Origin of the sequence: Rahnella aceris, from assembly GCF_011684115.1 — a bacterium.
In the GTDB taxonomy this organism is placed as follows: domain Bacteria; phylum Pseudomonadota; class Gammaproteobacteria; order Enterobacterales; family Enterobacteriaceae; genus Rahnella; species Rahnella aceris.
In genome coordinates this window covers 1,032,684-1,057,988 of sequence record NZ_JAADJV010000001.1, presented here as the reverse complement: position 1 = coordinate 1,057,988, position 25,305 = coordinate 1,032,684, and the positions used below count along the sequence as shown (strand labels likewise).

Here is a 25,305-nt window from a genome sequence, read left to right as displayed (position 1 = left end):
AATTGAAATAATATTTCAAATTAATAAACCCTTATTTTCTGCTTCCCTCACGTCACCGGGAGAGTTTTTATGACGCCGAAAAAAGTGAACATCAATAATCCGTTACAGACCCGCGATGATGTGCAGCATCTCTTGCAAGAATTGCTCGCGGCGGTGTCGCCTTATACAGAAGAAGGCAAAAGCGGAATCAGTCTGGGCAATTCCACCACCCATTACGGCAAAGAGATTGCCAAAATGGAAGCGCTGTCACGCATGTTGTGGGGAATATTCCCGCTGCTGGCGGGTGGCGGTGAATGTGAAGATTTGCCTTTTTATCTGAATGCCATTCGTTTCGGCACCGATCCGCAGCATCCGCAATACTGGGGAAAAATCCGTGATTTTGATCAGCGCTGTGTGGAAATGGCGGCGTTTGGCGTCGGGCTGACGCTGCTGAACAAGCAATTGTTGCAGCATTTCAGCGCGCAGGAGCAACAGAATCTGGCTGACTGGCTGAATCAGGGACGCGATGCCACCATCCCGAATAATAACTGGAATTTCTTCCCGGTCATGGTGCAGATGGGTTTTAAAGTCTCCGGATTACCCTGGGATCAGGAAGCCGTGGCGGCCCGATTTGCGCTGATGGAAGAATATTATCTGGGCGATGGCTGGTATTCCGACGGTCCCGGCAGGCCGCGTGATTACTACATTTCGATGGCGTTTCATTATTACGGGCTGCTGTATGCACAGAATATGGCCGATGTGGATGCGCCGCGTGCGGCCATGTTACGTGAACGCGCACAACGTTTCGCACAGGATTTCATTACGATGTTTTCAGCAGGCGGCGCGGCGGTGCCTTTCGGACGTAGCCTGGCTTATCGTTTTGCCGAAGCGGCGTTCTGGAGTGCGGCGGCGTACAGCAAACTGGAGGTGTTCAGCCCGGGTATTATCAAGGGGCTGATTTTGCGTCATTTGCGTCACTGGCTAAAAGAGCCGATTTTCGACCGCGACGGCGTGCTCAGCATTGGTTACCACACACCGAATCTGGTGATGGCTGAAGACTATAACGCGCCGGGTTCACCTTACTGGGCATGCAAACTGTTCCTGGTGCTGGCATTGCCGCCGGACGATGCCTTCTGGCAGGCAGAAGAAGCCCCGCTTCCCGCACTCCCCGCAGCTTACTGTATTCCTCATGCCAGTCAGATCCTGACCCGCGATGCCGAAGGCCAGCATGTCGTGATGCTGACATCCGGGCAGCTTGAGCTGAATAACTTTGTGAATACCGAAGCCAAATACACCAAATTCGCCTATTCCAGCCAGTTCGGATTCACTTTAGATCGTGGCCGGTACGGGCTGAATCATGCCGGTTGCGATTCGATGCTGATGTTCTCGGAAAGTGACGGTTATTTCCGCGGACGTCGGGACTGTGCAGAGACGCGGATCACCGGCGAGATGATTTACTCCCGCTGGCTGCCGTGGCACGACGTTGCCGTGCGTACCTGGCTGATCCCCTGCGGCGACTGGCATCTGCGCGTTCATCACATCGAGAATCAGCGTCCGCTGGAGACGGCCGAAGGCGGTTTCGCGGTAATGCAGGAACCTTCAACGCAAACACAGCTGTCAGCAGAAAAACGTGGGGTGACAGTCACGGCACGCAACGGCGTCAGCCGGATTGTCGCACTTGAAGAAAGCGAACCACGCGAAGCCTCCGCTGTTATCACCCCGCCCAACAGCAGCATTATGTTCGCCGAAACCGCCGCCATTCCGGTGCTGAAATCGTCACTGCCTGCCGGTTCTCACTGGCTGATATGCGCCGTATGTGCGTCTGCTACCCGTGATATCAGCGCGCTGGCCGGGCCGGAAGTCAGTCGTCAGGGGCAACAATTGCGCTGGCAATATCAGGGTAACAGCGGGCACATCACGTTAGGTTAATCCTCAGGATCCGTTTCAGGAGTCACTATGAAAGCCATAAAAACAGCCAGTAAAACGGCTTACTACAAAATGAGCAGCTTTATATTCCTGTATTTCTTCACCTGGTCTTCAAGCTTCGGGCTATATGCCTTATGGCTGGGGCAAAAAGCCGGACTCGACAGTGTCAGTATCGGTACCGTGTTTGCCGTTAACGGCGTGTTCGCGGTGATCATGAAGCCGGTTTACGGCTATATCATGGACAAAATCGGCATGAGCAAATCTCTGCTGTACTTTGTCGTGCTGGTTTCTGCCCTGATGGCACCGTTCTTTATTTTCGTTTATCAGCCCCTGCTGGACAGCCATCTGATGCTCGGGATTATCGTCGGTGCGCTGTATCTGAGCCTCGGCTGGTACGCCGGTGTCGCAGCATCCGAATCTTACGCCGACCGCTTCAGCCGCCTGTATCACATGGAGTTCGGGCAGGTCCGCATGTGGGGTTCGCTGGGCTGGGCGCTGGCCGCGTCGTTCTCCGGCGTGCTGTTTAATCTCTCCCCGGCCTGGAACTTCGGGCTGAGCAGCGCCACCTCGCTGGTCATGCTGGCGGTGCTGTTGTCGCTGAAAATCGGTGATGAAGAACTCAAAGATAACGACGTGATTTCACAACAAAAGATCGTGTTCAGCGATGTGATTTTACTGCTCAAAAACCGCAAGTTCTGGATGTTCTCGCTCTATGTCGCCGGTGTGGCGTGGATGATGTTTGTCGCCGAACAGCAATTTTCACGTTATTTCGTCACCTTCTTCGACACTAAAGAACAGGGCAACGCCTGGTACGGTTATCTGAGCACCGTGCAGTCCGGCCTCGAATTCCTGATGATGATGGTGATCCCTTTCCTGGTGAATTATTTCGGCGCCAAGAAAAGCCTGCTGCTGGTCGGTGCACTGGTGGGATTACGCCTGATTGCCTCCGGGCTGACCAACGATCCGCTGCTGATTTCCATTATCAAGCCGTTCTACGGGCTGGAAATCGCGCTGCTGCTGGTGTCAGTGTTTAAGTACATCGCCGAGCATTTCAGCAAACGCGTCAACGCCACCATGTATCTGCTGGGCTATCAGGCCATGATTTATGTCGGCTCGATTGTGGTCGCTCCCCCTGCTGGTTACTTCTACGACCGCATCGGTTTTGAACACACTTATCTGATTATGGGCGGTATCGCACTGTGCTTTACGCTGATTTCCGCCTTCACGTTATCGGCCTGCCACAGCCTGCGCTCAGGCACACCCGTACCGGCTGAACAGGTTGAAGTTGAAACTATTGGAATGGAAAGGGAGAAGGTATGACTATCACCATCGCGAAAGAGACGTTGTTACCCGTGGAACTGAATCAGCTGGATAAGATCGCCTTTGCACAAAAAATGCAGCGCGCGCGCCAGACGGTGCTCAGCAAAATTTCCCGCAATCTGGAGAAGTTCGGCAATAAGTTCCCGGCGGAAACCTGCGAAAACGGCCATTACCCGCTGACAGAGAATGTGGAGTGGACCACCAGTTTCTGGACCGGTCAGCTATGGCTGGCATGGGAAATGACCGGCGATGATCGTTACCGGCTGGCGGCAGAAAAACAGGTCACGTCGTTTGGTAACCGTATCGCCAACCGCATTGATACCGCGACGCATGACCTCGGTTTTCTCTACAGCCTCTCATGCGTCAGCGCGTATAAACTGACCGGCAACCGGCAGGCGCGCGGTTTTGCACTCCTCGCAGCTGAAGCGCTGATGGAACGTTTTAATACCCAGGCGAAAATCATTCAGGCGTGGGGCGATTTAAATGACCCGGAACAGGCTGGCCGCATGATTATCGACTGCAATATGAATCTGCCTTTATTGTACTGGGCGAGTGAGCAAACCGGTGAACCGCGCTTCGCCGAGGCTGCCCGCGCCCATGCAGAACAGGCGGCGAAATATATTGTCCGCCCGGACGCCTCGACCTATCACACCTATTACATGGATACCGTGACCGGCGAGCCGCGTTTTGGTAATACGCATCAGGGATATTCTGATGACTCCTGCTGGTCACGGGGTCAGGCCTGGGGCATCTACGGTTTTCTGCTCAGCTATCGTTATACCGGCGATGCAGATCAGGTTGAGCTGTCACGGCGTCTTGCGCATTATTTCCTTAACCGCTTACCGGAAGACGATGTCTGCCACTGGGATCTTGCACTGCTTGGCACCGATGCCGTTCGCGACAGTTCGGCTGCGGCTATTGCGGTCTGCGGCCTGCTGAGTCTGGCCACCGCGCTGCCAGCCACCGATGATAAACGTGCGTGCTATGAAGAAATGGCGCTGCGCATGATGGACTCACTGACTGAGAATTATCTTACCGGTGATCAGGAGGATTGTGACGGTTTGCTTAAGCATTCTGTCTATCACATGGCGAGCGGTAAAGGCGTAGATGAGTGTTGCAGCTGGGGGGACTATTTTTATGTCGAAGCGCTGACACGCGTGACGCAATGCTGGCAGTCCTACTGGTAATCTCTGTGACGCAGTGTTTACGCACTGCGTCCGCTTTTCCTGCCATTTTCATTCGTGAATTGTTTTTAAGCATACGCAGGGTTATCAGCATATTGTTATGTCTTCCAGAGTGTTACTGTAACATCATAATTAATTAGCTTTTCTTCTATGTCCTTACATCCATTAAGAATAGTCTTAATTCGAGTCATTTTTTTGTTCAGTCACAAAATAAATTGTGACATAAACCAAATTTACCAAACCCCTTCCTGCCTCTTACGGGGTAAAAAAATCACTTCCAACCGGACAGATTTCATGCAAAAAGTAGAGTCAGCATGCAGTTTGTGCCTTTTGTGCTGACACCAAAGAATCCAATCATTATGCAGAACAGGGATGTCCTATGGGGACTTACTATGCAAACGATAATCTTGGATCCATGCCGGTATACGCGTCTCGGATTGCAACAATTTCTCGCCAGTGAACAAGACATCAGTTACGTCAGCCATTTTGAGCAGCTTCTCAATGGTTGCAGCAAACTGAATCCTTCCCTTGTTTTTATTAACGAGGATTGCATATCGCCTCATTCAGGTAATAAAGAGCGTCTGGGAGAACTGATCACCGAATACCCTGATACGCTGTTTTTTATTTTTATGTCCCGTACGCGTATTCATTTTGAAGAGTATATTTTTGTGCGTAAGAACGTGATTATCACGTCGAAATCCATTAAGGCCGATACCCTTAAGCAGTTAATCAATCATCCGTTATTGCCGCAGTCGCAGGATCCTGCCAGCAGCGGAATGCTCGATACCCGGCCCGTGATGCTCAGCCGTTCTGAATCAGCGATGCTCAAGATGTGGATGTCCGGCAACGGTACCATTGAAATATCCGATAAATTACAAATTAAAACCAAAACGGTGTCTTCCTATAAGGGAAATATTAAAAGGAAAATAAAATCACCGAATAAACATATTATTTATCACGTCGTCCGTTTATGTGATCAGCTTACCAACGGCATCTACGTCAATTAACCCCCCGCCCCTCTCTTTCGGCCTCCTGCTACAGGCTACGCAACGGTGTGGCCTGTAGAAATCGTCGTTAATCTCTGAAAATGAGATCTCCGCCACAAATATAAACTGAATCCCTGCGCCGGAATGCCGATGACACCCTATGGCGTTTTTTTCGTCAAGGCCGGACTTGCCCGCTGGCAATGCCTTTATCGCTGTCACTGACCGCCCGGAACAGGCGGTATACAGGATCAATTGAGCGGAACAAAATAAAATGGATACTCCTACACAGTTAACGACCAGAACCTCCTTTATCAGCAATATTCGCCTTGTTACCCTGATTAGCCTGATTCTTACCGGGATCCTTTTCCTTTTTGCTGTGTCCATCGGCACCTCCGGTTTCTTTCTGAAGCAAAGTAATGCCGCGCTGGCAAACGCCACCCAGGAGCTGCAAATCCGTCTGGCGCTTTCCAACAGTTCAAACCATCTGCGTACCGCACGTTTGCTGTTGATTCAGGCTGCTGCAGCCGCGCGTATTGGCGATCAGGATGTGTTTAGCCAAAACCTGAAGGACGCTGCCAGCCGCATTAAACAGTCACAAACCTCGTTTGATATGTATATCAACCGGCCAAATAAAACCGATAAAGATCGGGCGCTCGATGAACCGCTGAAAAAAGCCTACGACGCCTATCTGACTCAGGGCATGGCGCCGATGCTGGAATCGGCCAAACAGGCACATTTCGAAGAAGTGATTTCTCAGGAAGCAGAAACAGTACGTGGCCTGGATCTCGCCAATAACGTCCCGCTGCTGGCGGCGATTGCCTATCGCACCCAAACCGCTAACACCATCAATGATAAAGCGCAGCGCAATGCCGTGCTCGGTTATACCCTGATGGGCGGCGGGTTCCTGCTGGCGCTGGTCCTGACCTTCATCACTTATCTGGTCATGCGCAAAGTGATTATTCATCCGCTGAACCGGATGGTGATGCGCATTCAGAAAATTGCCGAGGGAGATCTGACGCAGCCCACCCGGGCACATGGCCGAAATGAAATCGGCGTACTGAGTAACAACGTAGATCAAATGCAACGCTCGCTGGCGTCAACGGTGCTGACCGTACGTGAAGGCGCGGTGTCTATTTATCAGGGGTCGACAGAAATTGCTTCGGGCAATACCGATTTATCATCGCGAACTGAACAACAGGCGGCGGCACTGGAAGAAACGGCTGCCAGCATGGAACAGCTGACGGCTACGGTGAAACAGAACTCCGAAAACGCCCACCACGCCAGCAAACTGGCCGCCGACGCCTCCAATAAAGCGCAAAAAGGCGGGAATATTGTGGCGGAGGTTGTCAGTACCATGGATAAGATTTCCCGCAGTTCGACCAAAATTGCTGAAATCACCAATGTGATCAACAGCATCGCTTTCCAGACAAACATTCTGGCGCTCAATGCCGCCGTGGAAGCGGCACGCGCCGGTGAACAGGGGCGCGGATTTGCGGTGGTGGCCAGCGAAGTGCGCAGCCTGGCACAACGAAGTGCACAGGCAGCGAAAGAAATCGAAGCGCTGATTGAAGAATCCGTCGATTACGTCGGCGAAGGCAGCATTCTGGTGGGCGATGCAGGTGACACGATGTCAGAAATTGTCACCGCGGTCAGCCATGTGACGGACATCATGGGTGAAATCGCTTCCGCATCGGATGAACAAAGTCGTGGGATCAGTCAGGTCAGCCAGGCGGTGTCGGAAATGGATGGTGTCACGCAGCAAAACGCCTCACTGGTGCAGGAAGCCTCAGCGGCGGCCGCGTCACTGGAAGAACAGGCCGCGCGCCTGACACAGGCTGTCGCGGTGTTCCGTCTGGATGGCAGCACACGCAGTGCGCAGCCACAGTCCCCGGCATCATCCCGCGCCCTGCCCGGCCCGGCTTCCCGTTCGTCAAAAGGGGTGAACGATGAGCCGAACTGGGAAACGTTCTGATAGTCGCGTCAGCGTTATTCCGGACGGGCAATAAGTAAAAAAATACCGGTGGCAAACCTTCTGCCCCGGTATTTTTTTATTCGTAACGGATGTAGCGTAAACGTTATTCAGAACCTTCACGTGGTTCGACAAACGTGCCGTCTTTGGTGTCGCCTTCATTGAAGAACCAGATGCCCGCCGGATATTCCTCCAGCGAAACCAGATACATGACGCCTTCGTAAAACTCCTCTACGGCTAATACTTTACCTTCGCGGCGCGGCCCGCCGTCGGTTTTCACTGTCACAAGATCATTAACTTTCATCAGGTTATCCCATGGTTTTCAATTATGATTATTGTAGTACAGACCACCGCACAAAGGCATGGCATGAAAGGAAAGATAATGCGAAACGGTAAAATACCCCTGCGGGACTCCTTTTCATTTTCTTAACGAATTGAAGCAAGAATCCTGACTTTCATTTTCTCTATACTGGCGGTGTGCTTACCCCCCGAGGAAGTACATAATGAATGTCATAAGAAATATTTTGCCCGCCGTTATGCGGGCTTTTTTTTATCTTTTTGCCAGAGACCGCCGGATAAAACAGCAGACGCTCGCAGAAATGACAAACGGCGTATCAACGATACGGTTAACTGATAAGCGGTTAACTGACAAACAACAGACGTAAAAAAACCCGCGCATGCGGGTTTTTGTCATCTGTACTTTTATCGCTGAAACAGCGGTAAAGTAAGATTAGATAGCGGTAACGTTAGCCGCAGACGGACCTTTAGCACCGTTCTCGATAGTGAACTGTACGTTCTGGCCTTCAGCCAGGGTCTTGAAACCTTGATCCTGGATAGCGGAGAAGTGTACGAACACATCTTTGCTGCCGTCAGCAGGAGTGATGAAGCCAAAGCCTTTAGACTCGTTAAACCACTTAACCTGACCTTTCATCATTGACATAAGAATTACCTTTTAAAAATAAATTTCGCCACCATGGGCATGTTATAGCCGGATTTCAGTCGTTACTTATGGAGGCACTAAGAAGGAAATTCGTCAGAGCAGGGTTATCATGGATAACGCTTTAAATTGGAACAACTTTACTCAGGATGTCGTGCATAAATAGGTCTGTACCACAGGCCGGTATGTATTTACTCATGACTGCCCTTTAATAGCAACTCTTTTTAATGCAATGCTGCGGTAAAGCGCGAAATTAGTCTAATTTTGTACCGAACAGTTCAATAGATGTACAGTTATCAGGCTATTTTTCAACAGGTTGTGGTTTATCGGCCGCTAAGACCGCTCCGCAATGTGCGCAAAATTTTGCATCTATTTCATGGCCAGAATGCAGACAAGTCTGACAAGAACGGGCAGCACGCCCTTTTTCCAATTCCTGCGACATATAAGCCGTTAAAATCCCGGTCGGCACGGCGATGATCGAATACCCCAGCAGGATCAGCACCGACGCAAGCATTCTTCCCAGTGCAGTATGCGGTGTAATGTCCCCGTATCCGACCGTCGTCAGCGTCACCACGGCCCAGTAAACAGACGCGCCCAGCGACGTAAATCCGCCGTTGCCGCCTTCGGCAGCAAACATCAGCCCGCCGAAAAGACAAAGAATAATGGCGACAAAGCCAAAGAAGATGCAGAGCTTACGTTTCGCACGCATCAGGCTGCGCCATAAAACCCCGGCGTCGCTCATGTAGCGCAACAATTTCAGTACCCGCAGCACACGTAAAATTCTCAGCAGGCGGATGAGGATCTCCAGATTCCCCGCCCCCGCGAAGGAAGGCAGCATCCACAGGATGTACATGGGCAGAATGGTGCAGAGATCGATAATGCCGAAAAAACTCACCGGATAACGGGTTTTGCGCGGCGAACAGACCACCCGTAAGACGTATTCCACCGTAAAAAGCGCGGTAAACCCCATTTCGACCAGGCCGAACAACGGGATGATATTGGGTGTCGCCGGAAACAAATCATATGCACTGGATTCGATAAACAGCAGCAGAACGCTGAGCAGTGACGCCAGGATCCAGAATATTTCCATCCGGCGGCCGCTGCGGGTGCGGTGTTCAAATAAAAGGGCATAACAGCGGCGTCGGGCTGACGCAAAAAAGCGGTAATCCTGAGACATAACCGGCACCAGCAAAAAGGAATTATGGCAAGAATAGACGCTTTTCATCGCCCTCGCCTGCGGACAAAAAGTCCAAAAAAAACGCCAGTCGCACAAGGTATTGGTGAAATACACTGTGCGACCGGCGTTGACTGACGGCACGGAGAATTAATCCATTAATTCAGACACCGCGTGACGAACATATGCCGTGATTTGCGCGACGTCGTCTGCGTCTGCACTGCCGCCGCCAATCGACCGCACGGTATTCTCCAGATGGCCGATATCCTGTTCAACTTTCTTGGCAATCTGCACTTTAACAATAGTGTCGACTGAAGAGATAAAAGCCCGCATGACAGCTTTCAGCGCGAAAATCTCACCGAAAGAATCGTACGCAGGTTTGTCAGAGGCCGCTGGTTGAGCAACCCGTGGTGGCAAGTTTTTCAGCCTGTCCACATGTTCAATCATCAGATCCATGTCTCTGATGAGTTCGTCAAAACTCTTAGCCACTGGTTTTCCTTCGCCCGGCGAAAGGCAGCAGGATACCACCGCGCTTTCAAGCCGAGAAGTCACAGAAACGTGTAAAGAGTAAATTTCGCCACAATGCGCCCGCCCTGCCGGGTTCTTCTACACAGAGAGTCGTAAGCCGGACAGGCACATCAGGTCGCTATTTAGCTGCTTATTTAATCAACGCAGCGCAATACGGCCTTTCAGGCGTTTTTCAATGACGCCATATCAACAACAAAGCGGTATTTCACGTCGCTTTTCAGCATGCGTTCGTACGCGCCGTTGATGTCCTGCATGTCAATCATTTCCACATCACAGGAAATGTCATGCTCAGCACAGAAATCCAGCATTTCCTGGGTTTCAGCGATACCACCGATCAGGGAACCGGCGACGGTTTTGCGGCCCATAACCAGTTTGCCGCTGTGCAGCGCAGGCTCGACTGGCTCAATCAAACCGACCAGAATATGGGTACCGTCACGTTTGAGCGTGTCCAGATACGGGTTCAGATCATGTGGATTAGGCACGGTGTCCAGGATGAAATCGAAGTGGCTTTTTACGGCGGCCATTTGTTTTTCATCAGTAGACAGCACCACGTGGTCCGCGCCCAGACGGTAAGCTTCCTGCTCTTTGCCTTTGGAACGGGTGAACAGCGTCACATCTGCGCCCAGTGCTTTGGCAAATTTCAGGCCCATGTGACCCAGACCGCCCAGGCCCACCACAGCCACTTTGTGACCTTTACCGATTTTCCAGTGTTTCAGCGGAGAATACGTGGTGATACCGGCACACAGCAGCGGTGCAGCAGATTTGATGTCCAGTTTTTCAGAAACACGCAGAACGAATTTTTCTGAAACCACGATTTGTTCGGAATAACCGCCGTAGGTCATCATATTGTCATGACGATCATGGCTGTTATAGGTCATGGTAGCGCCTTCTTCACAGTACTGTTCCAGGCTTTCCGCGCAGGATTCACAATGCTGACAAGAATCGACCATACAACCGACACCGACGGTGTCGCCCACTTTGAAGCCAGAGACTTTCGCGCCAACCTGTTTCACGCGTCCGATAATTTCATGCCCCGGAACCATCGGATAAATGCTTTGATGCCATTCATTACGCGCCTGGTGGATGTCAGAGTGGCAAACACCGCAGTACAGAATGTCGATCACAACGTCGGTATCACGCGGGTCACGGCGAACAAAATTATGAGGCGCAAGAGGCGCATCCGCTGAAAGTGCAGCGAAACCACGAACGTTAAGCGTCATTTTTATCTCCTGATTGGATTACGGAATACTTCATGCCCGCAGAAAAGGCAGGCACCGCAAAATTATGACGGTTTAAGATGACTTACTGATATAACGATCCTCGCCATTACTTGCCTGAATCTGTTTATTTCAGGATTTTCAGGCGGGATTGTGCAGAGACTAAACAGTGGCACTTTGCCCGCAAAGCGCCACGTTTTAAGAAAGGATTAAATCAGACCCGCTTCTTTCAGTTCGCTTTTCAGATAAGCGTAATAGATAGGTGCAGCGACCACGCCGGGTATGCCAAACGCCGCCTCGAAGATCAGCATCGCCAGTAAAACCTCCCAGGATTTCGCCTTGATGCGACTGCCAACAATGCGGGCATTCAGGAAGTATTCCACTTTGTGGATGATGATCAGATACGCCAGCACCAGCGCGCCGACCCACAGCGACAGCGACAGGCCGACGATGAAAATCAGCGTATTCGAAATCAGATTACCGATAACCGGCAGCAACCCGCAGACGAAGGTCACGACAACCAGCGTTTTTGCCAGCGGCAGATGAATGCCGAACAGCGGTAAAATGCCAAACAGGAAAATACCTGACAGCACGGTATTGATCAGGGAAATCTGGAACTGCGCAAAGACCACGTTACGGAAGGCTTCACCCAGCAAATGCATCCGCTGCAACAGCTCCTTTTTCAGCGGGGCGTTCAGTTCGCCCTTGCGCGGCTGCTGAAGCGAGATAATCGCACCGAGGATCATACCGATAATCATGGTCAGGAAAACGTGGGCAGCATTCTTGCCAACGGCCTGAATCATCACGATATGTTCACGCAGCCATTGCAGGAAACTGCGCTGCAACTCTTCAATATTCGCCGGTAAATAATGCAGTAATACCGGCGATAAACGGCTTTGTGCGTCAGTCAGCAGATGCGAGACCATGGCGTTAAACGCCACCGGATTACGCATATCCTCCATCAGAAAATCCGCAATGCCCGCAATCGCCAGCGTCAGACAACTGATCACCAGGGTCGCGATAATGGCCACCACCACCCAGCGGGCACGTTCGCCACTGATGATTTTTTGAAAGTACGGGGTAAGCGCATTGATGAGTTCAAACACTAAAAAACCGGCAATAAAACATGCCAGTAAATGAAGAGGAAGAATCAGTAACAGCCCGCCCATCACAATCAACACACTGAGCCAGCGAATTTGATTCGATCTCATAATCTGCATTGCCTGTATCCTTAAATCTCTGTTCACCGGGCTTTGCCCTGACGTGGTCACATCATAGCACTGAACGCCAGCGCACAATCCTCCGGTAAGTTAAACAGTTAAGAAAATTTTGACTGGCGGGGAGGTTCTTTTATTATCCCCCCTGAAAAAGTCGTAAAGAAAATCTGAGAGTCTGGAGAAAAGTATGTCTGAATTAATCCGCGATAAACTGAGCCTGCCTGCAGGGCACGATAAATTATTACTGCATTCCTGCTGCGCACCCTGCTCGGGCGAAGTGATGGAAGCCATTCAGGCATCGGGGATCGACTATACAATTTTCTTCTACAACCCGAATATTCACCCGCAGAAAGAATATCTTCTGCGCAAAGAAGAAAACATGCGATTTGCCGGACAGCATGGCATTCCTTTTATTGATGCAGATTACGACACCGATAATTGGTTTGCGCGGGCGAAGGGCATGGAAAATGAACCTGAGCGCGGCGTGCGCTGCACCATGTGTTTTGACATGCGTTTTGAACGTACGGCGTTATACGCCTTTGAACATGGTTTCAGCGTCATCACCAGTTGTCTGGGGATTTCCCGCTGGAAAGACATGAAGCAAATTACCGGCAGTGGCGAACGCGCTGCGGCGCCTTATCCGGGCATGGTTTACTGGGATTATAACTGGCGTAAAAAAGGCGGCTCTGCGCGCATGATTGAAATCAGCAAGCGCGAACGCTTTTATCAGCAGGAATATTGCGGCTGTGTTTATTCCCTGCGCGACAGCAACTTACACCGTAAATCGCAGGGGCGGGACTTAATCAAACTCGGTGTGAAATATTACGGCGACGAAGACGGCGAATAACCCCGCCCCAGCCCCTCTCTTTTTGTTATACCCGTCCATCAGGCCGGGTTATTTATTCTGTTATTTCGCCCGCGCCCTGTCAGATACGCCAGTCACTATTTCCATACCAGTTATTTATTTCGTCAGAATGCTAAACATCAGATTCATAGAATAATTTCCTATGACCTCTCCGGCCTTTGCATCTTGCGTTCACCGTTAACGCTTGTTACTTTCCGCCTCACGCTTTTATATACGCATTAATTCTAAGTAATAACACACAGTTATTACCCGCGTATAGCGCTGTTCAGATCCATTAAAAATATAAAACAAACACAACATTATTGAGGGACAAAATATGTGGGTTTTAATTGGTATTCCGATCGTCGTGCTGGGTTTTGCACTGCGGTTTAATCCTTTATTAGTGGTGACCGTGGCCGGTATTTCTACCGGTCTGGCGGGCGGCATGCATACTATCGATATCATCAGCGCCTTCGGCAAAGCGTTCACCGATAACCGCTATATGGGATTGATCTGGCTGACACTGCCGGTGATCGCGATCCTCGAACGCAGCGGCCTGAAAGAACAGGCCCGTCATCTGATTTCCAAAGTGCATGCCGCCACTACCGGCCGTGTGCTGATGCTGTACTTCTTCCTGCGTCAGATGACCGCCGCACTGGGGCTTAACTCGCTGGGCGGTCATGCACAGATGGTTCGCCCGCTGATAGCGCCGATGGCTGAAGCTGCGGCCACCACCAAATACGGCGATTTGCCTAATGATGTGCGACAGAAAATCCGTGCTCACGCGGCAGCCGCCGATAACGTGGCGGTGTTCTTCGGTGAAGACATTTTCATTGCCGTGCAATCTATCCTGCTGATCAAAGGTTTTCTGGAACAGTACGGCATTAACGTTGAACCGCTGCATCTGTCTGTCTGGGCGATCCCTACCGCCATTGCTGCGCTGATTATCCACTTTATACGGTTATGGCTGCTTGACCGCTCGCTGGCTAAACGCTTCGACGTTCATCACGGGAGTACAGCGAAATGATTAACCTGCAGACTGTTTATATTCTTGCGGGCCTGATGTTCTGCGCCTATGCGTTCTTCAACGTGCGCGATAAAAGCCATTCCCGCCGTTATGTCAACGCGCTGTTCTGGGGCATTTACGGTGTCACTTTCCTGTTTGGCGCTGAATTGCCGCACTTCGTGACCGGCTGTATGGCGATTTTACTGGCGGTCATTGCCGGTAGCGGGAAACTGGGTAAAGGCAAATCAGACAGTGAGCAGCCCGGACAGGTCGAAAAACGCGAAACGGGGGCAAAACGCTTCGGCAACAAACTGTTTATTCCCGCCCTGCTGATCCCGATTGTGACCCTGATCGGCACCCTGACGCTGAAATACACGCCGCTGGTGGAAGCCAAAAACGTGACGCTGATTTCGCTGGTACTCGGCACGCTGGTGGCCTTTATTGTGGCGCTGATTATGCTGCGTGATTCGCCGGTCAAAGCCGTGAAAGCGGGAGGACAGACGATGGATACCGTCGGCTGGGCGGCAATTCTGCCGCAGATGCTGGCCGCACTCGGCGCGCTGTTTGCGCTGGCGGGGGTCGGTGGCGTGGTATCGGAACTGGTCAAAAACATCATTCCGCTCGGCTCACCGCTGGCGATTGTGATTGCCTATACCTTCGGCATGGCACTTTTCACCATGATCATGGGCAACGGTTTTGCCGCCTTCCCGGTGATGACCGCGGGGATCGGGCTGCCACTCATCGTCAACCAGTTGGGTGGAAATCCGGCGATTATGGGCGCGATCGGCATGTTGTCCGGTTTCTGCGGCACCTTAATGACGCCGATGGCGGCCAATTTCAATATCGTGCCTGCGGCGTTGCTCGAATTGCAGGACAAGAATGGCGTGATTAAAGCGCAGTGGAAAACCGGTGTATTGCTGTTGCTGGTGAATACCGCGTTTATGTATTTCTTTGTGTTCCGTTTCTGATAAGGAAAGACGATGACGACGCAACAAAGTACCGCCCTGACGCCAGAGATGGCGTCCCGTTTTGCCTCACTGGCGCTGAATCATTTAACCCGTGAATTCCCGAACAAACTCATGCATGCCATGAGCAGCGCGGCAGATGCGCAAACGCCACGCCAGTTACATCCGGTCTTTTACGGCAGCTATGACTGGCATTCCTGCGTGCACGGATATTGGTTATTGCTGCGCCTGCTGGATCGTTTTCCGCAATTACCGGAAGCTGAAAAAATCATTGCGGTGATCGGCCAGCATTTCACGCCAGAAAATGTCGCCGGTGAAATGGCCTATCTGCAACAACCGCAACATGCCGGATTTGAAAGACCGTATGGCTGGGCGTGGTTTCTGGCGCTGAGCCAGCAATTGCATGAGATGGCATTGCCGCAGGCTGCTGAATGGGCAAAAACGCTGGCGCCGATGAGCCGGTTCTTCGAAAAGAGTTTTAGTGAGTTTTTGCCCAAAGCCACCTATCCCCTGCGGGTCGGCAGCCATTTCAACACCGCGTTTGCACTGGCATTAACGCTTGATTATGCGCGCTGCGTTAAGCATCACAAACTGGCAGAACTGATCGAAGAAACGGCGCTGCGCTGGCATCTGGAAGATGTGCATTGTCAGGCGTGGGAACCGGGCGGTGATGAATTCCTGTCACCCTCCCTGATGGAGGCTGAACTGATGCGGCGCGTTCTGCCGGGCGAAGCATTTGTGACCTGGTTTGGCCGTTTCCTGCCGGATCTGGCTCACAGTCAGCCTGCCACGCTTTTCACCCCCGCCACGGTCACTGACCGCAGTGACGGTAAAATTGGCCATCTGGACGGACTGAATCTCAGCCGCGCCTGGTGTCAGCGTTCGCTGGCCTCTGCGCTGCCAGCGGGCGATCCGCGTGCGGCCTTGCTGCGCCAGACGGCAGAAGCCCATCTGCACAGCGCGCTGAACCATCTCGACAGCACCTACATGGGCGAACACTGGCTGGCGACCTTTGCCCTGTTGGCACTCGAAGCCTGACAGTCCTCTTCCTCTGTTCAGCCGCAGGGTTACCGTGAAATCGTTAACGAATAATCCCGCGCGCTGAATCGAGGAAAAATGCATTGAAGTGGCACAGTAACGGATATTCCGCGCTGAGCTGCTCAATTTCCCCCTTCACCCGTTCCACCGATTCCGGCTGGTGATAAAGCAAATCGTACAGATAGCGGATGACATTTTGCTGCGCTTTTCCGGCCCGGCAAAATTCCGTTGCCTGCTCGTTTATCCCTTTCGGCACCGCGCGATTTCCCCCCGCTATCACAAAAGGCGGCACGTCCTGCACCACACAGGTATTAGCAAGGAGATGGACGCCCGTGCCAATAATACAAAACTGATGCACCGCGCTCAGGGCATCAATCCGGGCATCACTGCCTAATGAAACATGCCCCGCCAGAGCACTGTGTTCGCCGATAAACGTGGCATTTCCTATCTGACAGTCATGGCCGACATGCACGCCCCCTTCAAACACATTCAGGTGCCCGATCCGGGTCATACCACCGCCCTGCACGGTGCCGCGATGCAGTGTCACGTGGCGGCCAATGCGGTTTCCATTGCCGATTTCCAGCCCGGTGGGTTCTCCGGCGTATTTCAAATCCTGGCTGATCTCGCCAATGGATGAGCCCATGCCAATCTGGTTATCCGTGCCAATTTTGGTATTGCCGTTGATAACGACATGAGAAGAAATGTGTGTTCCTTCGCCGATTTGCACACCGGCGGAAATAAAGCAGAAAGGCCCGATAACCACTCGCGGGCCGATAATGACACCTGGCTCTATGATACTGCTGGCCGCAATTGTGGCCGAAGATGAAATCAACACGAACATCCTTCTGACAGCCAGCAGGCAGTCAGTAGTGAATTAAACCGGACAGGCATAATCAGGGAAAGATCAAAATGAGCGGAGGGAAACGCACTCAGAAAGGTTTAAACAAGGGGGAGTGTTTCGTTGAACATCCGCATCGCTACACGGCACAGCATAAGGCTTCAGGATCGAAAAGGCGGTCTCTTATATTTTTTTTATTTTCTGAACCTTTTCGGAAACGCTGCATAATGAAAATTTTATGACAGGTAGATTAAGGCTTTCTTAAGCTTGGATGAATATTCTATTGGATATTCATTTCTATACGTTATGTTTCCTTCACATCAACGCTGCTACCACCACCCTGTTGGGAGTTTTCATTGCGCTCTATATTTCCGAAGATTAGCTACTTTACGCTGACTTTACTGCTGACCCTGTATTTTACCTTTATCGTTAATCTGCCGATTTTGCTGCATTTTTATCACATCTTACATGCACTGCCCGCGTACAACCTGGCTTTTGCCCTGAGCATTCCGGTTGCGCTGTTTGCCGCACTGAACTTTGTGTTCACCCCTTTCAGCTTTCGTCCATTGCTTAAGCCGTTCTTTATTATCGTGCTGCCGGTCAGTGCCCTCGCCAGTTTTGCGATGATGACCTTCCAGGTCGTATTTGATCGCGGCATGATCGAAAATATTCTCGAGACGCAATCGGCTGAAGCGTCGTCTTACCTGAATCTGAAAGTGATACTGTGGTTTGTCTTCACCGGCGTTTTGCCCGCTATTTTGCTTTTCCTGACACCGGTCAGCTATGAAAAAACGCCGTTACGCCGTCTCGGTGTCCGTCTGGTGTCGATGGTGATTTCATTGCTGGTGGTTGCCTCCATTGCCGGGATTTTTTACAAAGATTACGCCTCTGTGGGCCGTAACAACCGCACCCTGAATCTGGAAATTGTGCCGACAAACTACCTCTACAGCGCGTTCCAGTACATCAATCACCGTTACTTCACGCCGAAAATGCCGTTCCAGACTATTGGCAACGATGCAAAACTGGTGCAGCAACCGGGGCAGAAACCAAATCTGGTGTTCCTGGTGATTGGGGAAACCGCGCGGGCGCAAAATCAGTCATCTGAGGGTTACGCCAAACCGACTAATCAGTACACACAGGCTATTCCTGACGTGGTGTTCTTTAATAAAATGACGTCATGCGGCACGGCAACGGCGATTTCTGTGCCGTGCATGTTCTCGAATATGAAGCGCACCCGCTACGACGCCAACCGCGCCCGTAACAGTGAAGGCTTGCTGGATATCCTGCATAAAGCCGGTGTTTCGGTGTTCTGGAAAGACAATGATGAAGGCTGTAAAGGCGTATGCGACCGTGTGCCGAATATCACCATCGATACAAAAAAAGACGGTAAATACTGTGATGGCGATACCTGCTACGACATGGCGCTGATGCAGAATATCGATGACGACATCAAACCTGACGGCAAAAATACGCTGATTGGCTTACATCTGATCGGCAGCCACGGCCCTACGTACTACAAACGCTATCCGCAGGAATTCCGTAAGTTTATGCCTGACTGCCCGCGCAGCGATATTGAAAACTGTTCTCAGGAACAACTGGTGAATACCTACGATAATACCCTGCTTTACACGGATTACACGGTGTCGCAGGTGATTGAGAAGGCGAAGCAGTATCAGGATAAGTACAACGTGGCCGTGATTTATCTTTCTGACCATGGCGAATCGCTGGGTGAAAATGGCCTGTATTTGCACGGCACGCCTTACAGCGTGGCACCGGCGCAACAGACACACGTGCCGATGCTGTTCTGGTTATCCAGCGGTTATGTGAAAGCGCAGGGAATTGATCTGCAATGCCTGAAATCGTATGCCGTGAACAAAGACGTTTCACAGGATAACCTGTTCCACACCGTGCTGAGCGCGATGGACGTGCAAACCTCGGAACGTGATCCGCAACTGGATATTCTGGCAGCCTGTCGTACATCACAAAGGTAATCACGCCCCTGTTGAAACGGTTTGCTGCCAGAACGTTATGGCAGCAAACCGCACTCCGTCAGAATGCTTTTTGCCAGCGTGCTGACCGTTTTATCAAACCGCTCCGATTCATTATCCATCACCATATACAAAGCCGTTTGCCGCACCGTTCTGGCTGATAATTCCAGTCGTCGGAGCAAACCGCTCTCCAGCGCTTTTTCCACACTTTCCAGCGGCAGCCAGCCGTACCCCACGCCCACCGCAATGGCTTCCATCGCGGCCCCGACGGTGGTGAATGTCCAGCTGGCAACAGGGCCGGATGACACATTTTCTGCACGCGGCGCGTGCCGGTCGGCCACGCTAATCAGCGGAAAACGCGCCAGATCCTGCGCAGTCAGCGGAACGGTGAGGCTCATCAGCGGATGATCGCTTTTGGCCACCGGCACAAAATCCACGTCAAGCAGGAAGCGCCCCTGTATCGCATTTTCCGGTGCCAGCGTGGTGATGTATAAATCCGCTGATCGTTCATTTAATTGCTTAAGGCTTTCGCCGCGCAGAATTTCTGTCAGATGAACACGGGTATCGGGAAACTGCTGCTGAAAATTTTTGAGTGCGCGAAACAGACGGTATTTGGGAAAGACACTGTCGACAACCAGGCTCAGTTCGGTGCGCGTCCCGTCTTTCAGCCCGGCGGCACGGTGCTCAAGTTGCAAAAAGGCGGAAATCAGCGGCGTGGCCTGCATCAGCAACGCCCGCCCCTGTTCCGTCAGTGTCGCTTTACGGCCATGAATCTCCAGCAATGGCAGACCGAGACGTTCCTGTAATCCACTCAGGGCATAACTAACGGAAGACTGACTGCGGTTCAGTACCTCTGCGGCCTGCGCGTAACTTCCTTGTTCAATCACCGTTTGTAATACCACCCACTGCTCAAGTGTGGTGCGTGGAAGTGCCATATTTTTACTCCCTTTAGGTAAAACACATCGGAATTTTAGATTATTTCCATCTGAAATCAGCGTTTTTTTATCAATTTTTTAGCGCGTAATATTCTCCTCATCGAAACAAAACATTTCACCTGTTACTGCGTTAAGGAGAATTACCATGAGCAACTTTGATAAACATGACCTGAGCAATTTCATCGGCAAACACGTTGTTTACACTTACGACAACGGCTGGAATTATGAAATCTATGTGAAAAATGCCGAAACGCTGGATTACCGCATCCATAGCGGGCTGGTCGGTAACCGCTGGGTGAAAGACCAGAAAGCCTATATCGTGCGTGTGGCTTCTGATGTGTACAAAATTTCCTGGACAGAACCGACCGGTACAGATGTCAGCCTGATTGTGAATCTGGGCGACAACGTGTTCCACGGCACCATTTTCTTCCCACGCTGGATCATGAACAACCCGGAAAAAACCGTGTGCTTCCAGAACGAACATATTCCTTTGATGAATGCTTACCGCGATGCCGGACCCGCTTATCCGACTGAAGTCATCGACGAATTCGCCACCATTACCTTCGTCCGTGACTGCGGCGCCGACAATGACACCGTGATCGACTGCGCTGCCAGCGAGTTACCGGCTAACTTCCCGGACAATCTGCGTTAATCGTTAACCCGCAGACATAAAAAAACCGCAGTCATGACTGCGGTTTTTTCATGAATACCGTTTCAGGAGTACAGGAACATCAGCGCGCCAGCGTTTTCAGCAGCGTCGCATTGAATCTTTCCGGTTCTTCCATCTGCGGTGCGTGGCCCAGACCTTTAAACTCAATCAGTTTCGCGTGCGGAATAAGCTTCGCAACCTGTTTACCCAGCACGTTGTAATGACCGATTTTTGCTTTTACCGCAGGCGGCGCAATATCGCTGCCGATGGCTGTCGTATCAGCCGTGCCGATCATCAGCGTGGTCGGTACACGCAGGTTTTTGAATTCGTAAAAGACCGGCTGCGTGAAAATCATGTCGTATATCAGTGCCGAGTTCCAGGCCACCAGTTTATGCCCCGGCCCGTTGTTCAGCCCTGCCAGCATATCGACCCAGCGGTCGTATTCCGGTTTCCACTTATTCACGTAATAGGTTTTGAGTTCGTACTGTTTAATGCTTTCCGCCGAGGTTTTCAGCTCACGGTCGTACCACTGATCGACGGTACGATACGGCACGCCCTTAGCTTTCCAGTCTTCCAGACCAATCGGGTTCACCAGCACCAGTTTCGACACTTCCGGCGCATACATCAGGCTGTAGCGCGTCGCCAGCATACCGCCGGTCGAATGCCCGACAATCACCGCTTTGGTAATCTTCAGACTTTTAAGCAAATCATGCGTGTTGGTCGCCAGTTGCTGGAAACTGTACTGGTAATGCGAAGGTTTGGTCGACGAACAGAACCCGACCTGATCGGGCGCGATAACCCGGTAGCCTTTACTGACCAGCGCCGAAATAGTGTCACCCCAGGTCGCGGCACAGAAATTCTTGCCATGCATCAGCACCACGGTCTGACCATTTTTGTGCCCGGTGGGCGGCACATCCAGATACCCCATTTGCAGCGGGGCACCCTGGGAATTAAAAGAGAATTGTTTCAGCGGGAACGGATAATCAAATCCCTGCAATTGCGGACCGTAAGAAGGCGCATCGGCAGCCATTGACGCGCCGGAGAAGGAGAACGATAAAACAGCAGCACAAAAGAGCAGTTTAAAACGGGGAAGCATGGGGTTGTCCTGGTGGTGTTCACGGAACCGACGGCGTAAAGCCTTATGCTACAAACTTTACGCCGTCAGGAAAACCACTTATCCAATATTCCGGATAATTGTGATATGGCGTTATTCTCAGACATATTTCACACCTTATGATTGACCCATCACTTAACGTTAATAAAGGTCTTTCGTCAGTGTGAAGCAAAGATATTTTTTCATTTCTGACTTAAGACACCTGTTGAGATAATTATTCATAAGGACAGGGAATATTCCATCTTTCTTAACATAATAAATATCACATATCCCCCGGCGGGATATAAACACAAACATAATGATATAAAAAACCCATCATTAAATTAAAAAACTATTTTTATATATTGTCAGGGTAGAAATATCGGTTCAGATAGGTATTTTTGAGCAAAACGTCACCTTTAAATCAGTGCCATACCGAATCTTCTTCGCAAAGCTCCACACCGCAGAGCGGGATTATGAGGTATATTAACGGGACAAAATGCCGCTCTCTGACTCTCACTGGGGGATACCCTTGGCCCTAAACTGGTTAACCCGACGCTCTGTCCGAATATGCCTTTCACTACTCGCATTCCTTGTTGTTGCTGCTCTCGGCATACTGGCGATCTCGTGGCAAACTTCTCAGGGATTACGCCGTGATACCGCCGCAAACCTGCAACAGTCGGTGAGGCTGGTGGATATGACGCTGGATAATGCCGCCATTGCCACCAGTGCCGTTGAGAATCTGATTGGCGTCCCCTGTGATGCCAACACCGTGCAGGCGCTACGCTGGCAGGTAGCCAAAGTGCCCAATGTCCGCACGGTCAACCTCTACCGCCAGAATACGATTTACTGCGCCTCCTTATTCGGCCCGCGTGCTGACAATATCTCGACCGACAAATATATCGACGGACGGTTAATGCTGATGCGTGGCAACAGCATCACGCCCGATCATCCTCTTATTGCCTATCGTCATGACGTTAACGGCAGCGGCGTGCTGGTTGGTGTGGATGGCTATTTTCTGCACAACATCCTGTCGTTGCTCAGCACTCACGCTTATCTGGTATTGCAGGTAGGCGACCAGTGGATGGACAGCAATGGCAGCATTCACACCGGTGAAGGCTGGCCGGACGGTGAACGTATGGAGCTTGCTTCTCAGAACTACCCCTACGCGATTCGCTTAGTGATCCGACCCAGTGACCACTGGGGTTATGTTTTTGATTACGCCACCGTCAGCCTGATATTGTTCCCGCTGCTCAGCTTATTTATCGCTTTCATGACCTACAGTCTGCTCGGTCGTGTCGGCAGCCCGACGGCGGCGCTGAGAGAAGCGCTGGAGAAAAAACAGTTCATTCCTTATTTACAGCCGGTGGTGGATGGCACCACGCATGAGGTGACCGGCGCTGAAGTGCTGATGCGCTGGCAGCATCCGCAATCAGGGCTGATCCCGCCTTATCAGTTTATCCCGCTGGCAGAAGAGAGCGGCCTGATTGTGCCCATGACGCGCCTCATCATGACGCAGGTACGTGAACAGTTCGGCCCGCTGGCAGCACAGTTGCCTAAAAATTTCCATTTCGGTTTCAATATCTGCGCCAGCCATTTCAAAGACCTCTCACTGGCTGAAGACTGCAAAGCATTTATTGATGCCTTCAGGGAGAACCCGATCAATCTGGTGCTTGAGCTGACTGAACGTGAATTAATCGAGCCGGGTGAAATCACCTCCAGCCTGTTTCACACACTTCGCCAGATGGGCGTGCTGATCGCGCTGGACGACTTTGGCACCGGGCATTCCAGCCTGGCGTACCTGCAAAAATTCCACATTGATATTCTGAAGATTGACCAGAGTTTCATAGGCCGGATTGGTACAGACGCGCTGGCCGGGCACATTGTTGATAACGTGATTGACCTGGCTAAACGTCTGCAAATGATCATCGTGGCCGAAGGCATTGAAACCCAGACACAGGTAAATTATCTTGCCCCGTACCGGCTGGAATTCCTGCAAGGTTACTTTTTCGGAAAGCCTGTACCGCCCGCCGATTTTATCCGGAAATGGCTCTGATTTTCATGCAGCCTGTGGCGGGCGCTATCTCTTCATACTGCGGGCACATTCGTGACTCAGTGACTAGACTAATAACGTGAGCTGCGTCTTATAAGATGTCTGTGCTTTTTGCTAAAAAACTGCCGGTGTGTAACATCCATACAGGATGAGTCCGATAACTAAGCTAACTTGTTGAAGTTACTTGTATTGGAGTACTCTGGCGGAGAACCCTGCTGACAATCAGAATGATCACTTTGCGAGCAAGATGATGATTAAGTGGCCGTGGAAAGCGAATGAACTGAAAATTGAGAAATCAGACGCCTGGAATGACGCGCTGAATATCCCACTTTTATCTTGCCTCAACGAAGATGAGAAACTGCGTCTGATTCAGGTCGCCAGCCAGTTGCTGCAACAAAAAAGGCTGGTTCCTCTGCAAGGCGTTGAGCTGACTGAACTGATGCAGGCCCGTATCGCGCTGCTTTTTGCGCTGCCGGTGATGGAACTGGGCGCTTCCTGGCTCGATGGCTTTCACGAAATCCTGCTCTACCCTTCCCCGTTCGTGGTTGATGCTCCCTGGCAGGATGAAAACGGGCTGGTGCATGCCGGTTCACAAATTCATGCCGGACAAAGCTGGGATCAGGGCCCGATTGTACTCAACTGGCAGGACATCGAGGACTCATTCGACAATTCTGGTTTTAACCTGATCATCCACGAGGCGGCGCATAAACTGGATATGCGCAACGGCGGCGAAGTCACGGGTATTCCGCCTATTCCGCTGCGTGAGGTGGTGTCATGGGAACACGATTTACACGCGGCGATGCAAAATCTGCAGGATGAAATCGACACTGTCGGCGAAGAGGCTGCCAGCATGGACGCCTACGCGGCGACCGATGCGGCCGAATGTTTTGCGGTACTGTCAGAGTATTTCTTTAGTGCACCAGAATTACTTTCAGAGCGTTTTCCGCTGGTATACGGCCATTTCAGCCGTTTTTATCAACAGGACCCGCTGGCAAGGCAACTTCGCGGTCAGCGCTGCGATTGTTAAATTCCGTTTTGACGGACGTTTTTCCGCAGTAAAGTACCCTTTTATGGCGACATTGATTAGTTGCTGAGCAGTCGGACATTTTTGACTAATTTAGCGTTGACACTCCGCAGCCCTCTGGATATTATGCGCCCCGTTCCAACGATTCCTCTGTAGTTCAGTCGGTAGAACGGCGGACTGTTAATCCGTATGTCACTGGTTCGAGTCCAGTCAGAGGAGCCAAATTAGAAAATCCCGCTTAAGGAAACTTAAGCGGGATTTTTGCTTTTTATGCCCGGAGCCCGGGCCTGTATGGCGTTGATGCAATCAGTGAGTGTGAAAATAGCCCTGATGCATTTTCAGTCTTCCCTCCGCGCCGGGAGCATTTGGTGGTCAGATTTGGGGTCAGGTGAGTTCGATGACGGAGTGACCCCCAAATATCTCTTAACGACTCAA

At 51.4% G+C, this 25,305-nt stretch carries 22 protein-coding genes and 1 tRNA gene; 14 read left to right on the top strand and 9 right to left on the bottom strand.

All coding sequences use genetic code 11. The features are described from left to right. Positions 1 to 69 precede the first annotated feature (69 nt). From GW591_RS04790 to GW591_RS04770, 5 genes are all read left to right on the top strand, one after another. Positions 70 to 1,908 carry a DUF2264 domain-containing protein gene (locus GW591_RS04790; RefSeq protein ID WP_166860199.1) on the top strand — a complete coding sequence of 613 codons (1,839 nt, stop codon included), beginning with the start codon at positions 70 to 72 and terminating at the stop codon, positions 1,906 to 1,908. Between the two features lie 27 nt (positions 1,909 to 1,935). Further along, the gene (locus tag GW591_RS04785; RefSeq protein WP_013575252.1) at positions 1,936 to 3,225 is read left to right on the top strand and encodes an oligosaccharide MFS transporter; all 1,290 of its coding nucleotides are present in this window, start codon (positions 1,936 to 1,938) and stop codon (positions 3,223 to 3,225) included. Beyond that, positions 3,222 to 4,412 carry a glycoside hydrolase family 88 protein gene (locus GW591_RS04780; RefSeq protein WP_112197696.1) on the top strand — a complete coding sequence of 397 codons (1,191 nt, stop codon included), beginning with the start codon at positions 3,222 to 3,224 and terminating at the stop codon, positions 4,410 to 4,412. Before GW591_RS04785 ends, GW591_RS04780 begins: the two co-directional genes overlap by 4 nt. A gap of 389 nt (positions 4,413 to 4,801) precedes the next feature. Further along, positions 4,802 to 5,416 carry a transcriptional regulator RcsA gene (gene rcsA / locus GW591_RS04775; RefSeq protein WP_015689856.1) on the top strand — a complete coding sequence of 205 codons (615 nt, stop codon included), beginning with the start codon at positions 4,802 to 4,804 and terminating at the stop codon, positions 5,414 to 5,416. A gap of 250 nt (positions 5,417 to 5,666) precedes the next feature. Further along, complete coding sequence (locus tag GW591_RS04770; RefSeq protein ID WP_013575249.1) at positions 5,667 to 7,367, top strand: methyl-accepting chemotaxis protein; 1,701 nt, start codon at positions 5,667 to 5,669, stop codon at positions 7,365 to 7,367. A gap of 103 nt (positions 7,368 to 7,470) precedes the next feature. Here the strand turns inward: GW591_RS04770 and dsrB are convergent, their stop codons facing one another. From dsrB to GW591_RS04740, 6 genes are all read right to left on the bottom strand, one after another. Then, complete coding sequence (gene dsrB / locus GW591_RS04765; protein ID WP_013575248.1) at positions 7,471 to 7,668, bottom strand: protein DsrB; 198 nt, start codon at positions 7,666 to 7,668, stop codon at positions 7,471 to 7,473. Between the two features lie 426 nt (positions 7,669 to 8,094). Next, positions 8,095 to 8,304, bottom strand: a complete 210-nt coding sequence (cspE, locus tag GW591_RS04760; RefSeq protein ID WP_013575246.1) for a transcription antiterminator/RNA stability regulator CspE — start codon at positions 8,302 to 8,304, stop codon at positions 8,095 to 8,097. Positions 8,305 to 8,602: 298 nt separating this feature from the next. Further along, the gene (locus GW591_RS04755) at positions 8,603 to 9,526 is read right to left on the bottom strand and encodes a potassium channel family protein (protein WP_013575245.1); all 924 of its coding nucleotides are present in this window, start codon (positions 9,524 to 9,526) and stop codon (positions 8,603 to 8,605) included. A gap of 99 nt (positions 9,527 to 9,625) precedes the next feature. Beyond that, complete coding sequence (locus tag GW591_RS04750) at positions 9,626 to 9,964, bottom strand: hypothetical protein (protein WP_013575244.1); 339 nt, start codon at positions 9,962 to 9,964, stop codon at positions 9,626 to 9,628. A gap of 200 nt (positions 9,965 to 10,164) precedes the next feature. After that, complete coding sequence (locus GW591_RS04745) at positions 10,165 to 11,223, bottom strand: NAD(P)-dependent alcohol dehydrogenase (RefSeq protein ID WP_015689853.1); 1,059 nt, start codon at positions 11,221 to 11,223, stop codon at positions 10,165 to 10,167. Between the two features lie 206 nt (positions 11,224 to 11,429). After that, the gene (locus GW591_RS04740; protein ID WP_013575242.1) at positions 11,430 to 12,440 is read right to left on the bottom strand and encodes an AI-2E family transporter; all 1,011 of its coding nucleotides are present in this window, start codon (positions 12,438 to 12,440) and stop codon (positions 11,430 to 11,432) included. Positions 12,441 to 12,624: 184 nt separating this feature from the next. On the opposite strand from GW591_RS04740, the gene GW591_RS04735 reads away from it, so the two are divergent. The 4 genes from GW591_RS04735 (at position 12,625) to GW591_RS04720 (ending at position 16,290) form a co-directional block, all read left to right on the top strand. Further along, complete coding sequence (locus GW591_RS04735) at positions 12,625 to 13,284, top strand: epoxyqueuosine reductase QueH (RefSeq protein ID WP_166860197.1); 660 nt, start codon at positions 12,625 to 12,627, stop codon at positions 13,282 to 13,284. 334 nt (positions 13,285 to 13,618) lie between these two features. Further along, positions 13,619 to 14,308 carry a DUF969 domain-containing protein gene (locus GW591_RS04730; protein WP_015689851.1) on the top strand — a complete coding sequence of 230 codons (690 nt, stop codon included), beginning with the start codon at positions 13,619 to 13,621 and terminating at the stop codon, positions 14,306 to 14,308. Further along, positions 14,308 to 15,255: a DUF979 domain-containing protein gene (locus tag GW591_RS04725; protein WP_379670757.1), complete on the top strand. Its 948-nt coding sequence runs from the start codon at positions 14,308 to 14,310 to the stop codon at positions 15,253 to 15,255. The genes GW591_RS04730 and GW591_RS04725 overlap by 1 nt, the downstream gene beginning before the upstream one ends. A 12-nt stretch (positions 15,256 to 15,267) precedes the next feature. After that, a complete protein-coding gene (locus GW591_RS04720; protein ID WP_015689850.1) occupies positions 15,268 to 16,290 on the top strand; it encodes a DUF2891 domain-containing protein in 1,023 nt (340 codons plus the stop codon). Positions 16,291 to 16,333: 43 nt separating this feature from the next. Here the strand turns inward: GW591_RS04720 and lpxA are convergent, their stop codons facing one another. Beyond that, a complete protein-coding gene (gene lpxA / locus GW591_RS04715) occupies positions 16,334 to 17,122 on the bottom strand; it encodes an acyl-ACP--UDP-N-acetylglucosamine O-acyltransferase (protein WP_041673215.1) in 789 nt (262 codons plus the stop codon). Between the two features lie 362 nt (positions 17,123 to 17,484). Here lpxA and GW591_RS04710 point away from each other — a divergent pair, with 362 nt between their 5' ends. Then, complete coding sequence (locus GW591_RS04710; RefSeq protein ID WP_121019404.1) at positions 17,485 to 19,119, top strand: phosphoethanolamine transferase; 1,635 nt, start codon at positions 17,485 to 17,487, stop codon at positions 19,117 to 19,119. A 35-nt stretch (positions 19,120 to 19,154) separates the two neighbouring features. Here GW591_RS04710 and GW591_RS04705 read toward each other — a convergent pair whose 3' ends face one another. Continuing rightward, positions 19,155 to 20,051 carry a LysR family transcriptional regulator gene (locus GW591_RS04705; protein WP_112197703.1) on the bottom strand — a complete coding sequence of 299 codons (897 nt, stop codon included), beginning with the start codon at positions 20,049 to 20,051 and terminating at the stop codon, positions 19,155 to 19,157. A gap of 145 nt (positions 20,052 to 20,196) precedes the next feature. Between GW591_RS04705 and GW591_RS04700 the strand changes: the two genes are divergently transcribed. Further along, positions 20,197 to 20,703: a phenolic acid decarboxylase gene (locus GW591_RS04700; RefSeq protein ID WP_013575234.1), complete on the top strand. Its 507-nt coding sequence runs from the start codon at positions 20,197 to 20,199 to the stop codon at positions 20,701 to 20,703. A 79-nt stretch (positions 20,704 to 20,782) separates the two neighbouring features. Here GW591_RS04700 and GW591_RS04695 read toward each other — a convergent pair whose 3' ends face one another. Continuing rightward, the gene (locus GW591_RS04695; RefSeq protein ID WP_013575233.1) at positions 20,783 to 21,796 is read right to left on the bottom strand and encodes an alpha/beta fold hydrolase; all 1,014 of its coding nucleotides are present in this window, start codon (positions 21,794 to 21,796) and stop codon (positions 20,783 to 20,785) included. Between the two features lie 529 nt (positions 21,797 to 22,325). Here GW591_RS04695 and GW591_RS04690 point away from each other — a divergent pair. The 3 genes from GW591_RS04690 (at position 22,326) to GW591_RS04680 (ending at position 25,092) form a co-directional block, all read left to right on the top strand. Next, positions 22,326 to 23,849, top strand: a complete 1,524-nt coding sequence (locus GW591_RS04690; RefSeq protein WP_013575232.1) for an EAL domain-containing protein — start codon at positions 22,326 to 22,328, stop codon at positions 23,847 to 23,849. A 247-nt stretch (positions 23,850 to 24,096) separates the two neighbouring features. Further along, entirely contained in the window at positions 24,097 to 24,873 is a 777-nt protein-coding gene (gene mtfA / locus GW591_RS04685) for a DgsA anti-repressor MtfA (RefSeq protein ID WP_013575231.1), read from the top strand. A gap of 143 nt (positions 24,874 to 25,016) precedes the next feature. After that, a tRNA-Asn gene (locus tag GW591_RS04680) sits at positions 25,017 to 25,092 on the top strand. The last annotated feature ends 213 nt before the right edge of the window (positions 25,093 to 25,305 follow it).

What these genes read in the sequence shown, in the direction of transcription:
- GW591_RS04720 (WP_015689850.1), top strand. Translation starts at nt 15,268, where the DNA reads ATGACGACGCAACAAAGTACCGCCCTGACGCCAGAGATGGCGTCCCGT.
- mtfA (WP_013575231.1), top strand. Translation starts at nt 24,097, where the DNA reads ATGATTAAGTGGCCGTGGAAAGCGAATGAACTGAAAATTGAGAAATCA.
- GW591_RS04730 (WP_015689851.1), top strand. Translation starts at nt 13,619, where the DNA reads ATGTGGGTTTTAATTGGTATTCCGATCGTCGTGCTGGGTTTTGCACTG.
- GW591_RS04780 (WP_112197696.1), top strand. Translation starts at nt 3,222, where the DNA reads ATGACTATCACCATCGCGAAAGAGACGTTGTTACCCGTGGAACTGAAT.
- GW591_RS04770 (WP_013575249.1), top strand. Translation starts at nt 5,667, where the DNA reads ATGGATACTCCTACACAGTTAACGACCAGAACCTCCTTTATCAGCAAT.
- GW591_RS04700 (WP_013575234.1), top strand. Translation starts at nt 20,197, where the DNA reads ATGAGCAACTTTGATAAACATGACCTGAGCAATTTCATCGGCAAACAC.
- GW591_RS04745 (WP_015689853.1), bottom strand. Translation starts at nt 11,223, where the DNA reads ATGACGCTTAACGTTCGTGGTTTCGCTGCACTTTCAGCGGATGCGCCT.
- GW591_RS04705 (WP_112197703.1), bottom strand. Translation starts at nt 20,051, where the DNA reads ATGGCACTTCCACGCACCACACTTGAGCAGTGGGTGGTATTACAAACG.
- dsrB (WP_013575248.1), bottom strand. Translation starts at nt 7,668, where the DNA reads ATGAAAGTTAATGATCTTGTGACAGTGAAAACCGACGGCGGGCCGCGC.
- GW591_RS04740 (WP_013575242.1), bottom strand. Translation starts at nt 12,440, where the DNA reads ATGCAGATTATGAGATCGAATCAAATTCGCTGGCTCAGTGTGTTGATT.
- GW591_RS04785 (WP_013575252.1), top strand. Translation starts at nt 1,936, where the DNA reads ATGAAAGCCATAAAAACAGCCAGTAAAACGGCTTACTACAAAATGAGC.
- GW591_RS04790 (WP_166860199.1), top strand. Translation starts at nt 70, where the DNA reads ATGACGCCGAAAAAAGTGAACATCAATAATCCGTTACAGACCCGCGAT.
- GW591_RS04755 (WP_013575245.1), bottom strand. Translation starts at nt 9,526, where the DNA reads ATGAAAAGCGTCTATTCTTGCCATAATTCCTTTTTGCTGGTGCCGGTT.
- GW591_RS04695 (WP_013575233.1), bottom strand. Translation starts at nt 21,796, where the DNA reads ATGCTTCCCCGTTTTAAACTGCTCTTTTGTGCTGCTGTTTTATCGTTC.
- rcsA (WP_015689856.1), top strand. Translation starts at nt 4,802, where the DNA reads ATGCAAACGATAATCTTGGATCCATGCCGGTATACGCGTCTCGGATTG.
- cspE (WP_013575246.1), bottom strand. Translation starts at nt 8,304, where the DNA reads ATGTCAATGATGAAAGGTCAGGTTAAGTGGTTTAACGAGTCTAAAGGC.
- GW591_RS04735 (WP_166860197.1), top strand. Translation starts at nt 12,625, where the DNA reads ATGTCTGAATTAATCCGCGATAAACTGAGCCTGCCTGCAGGGCACGAT.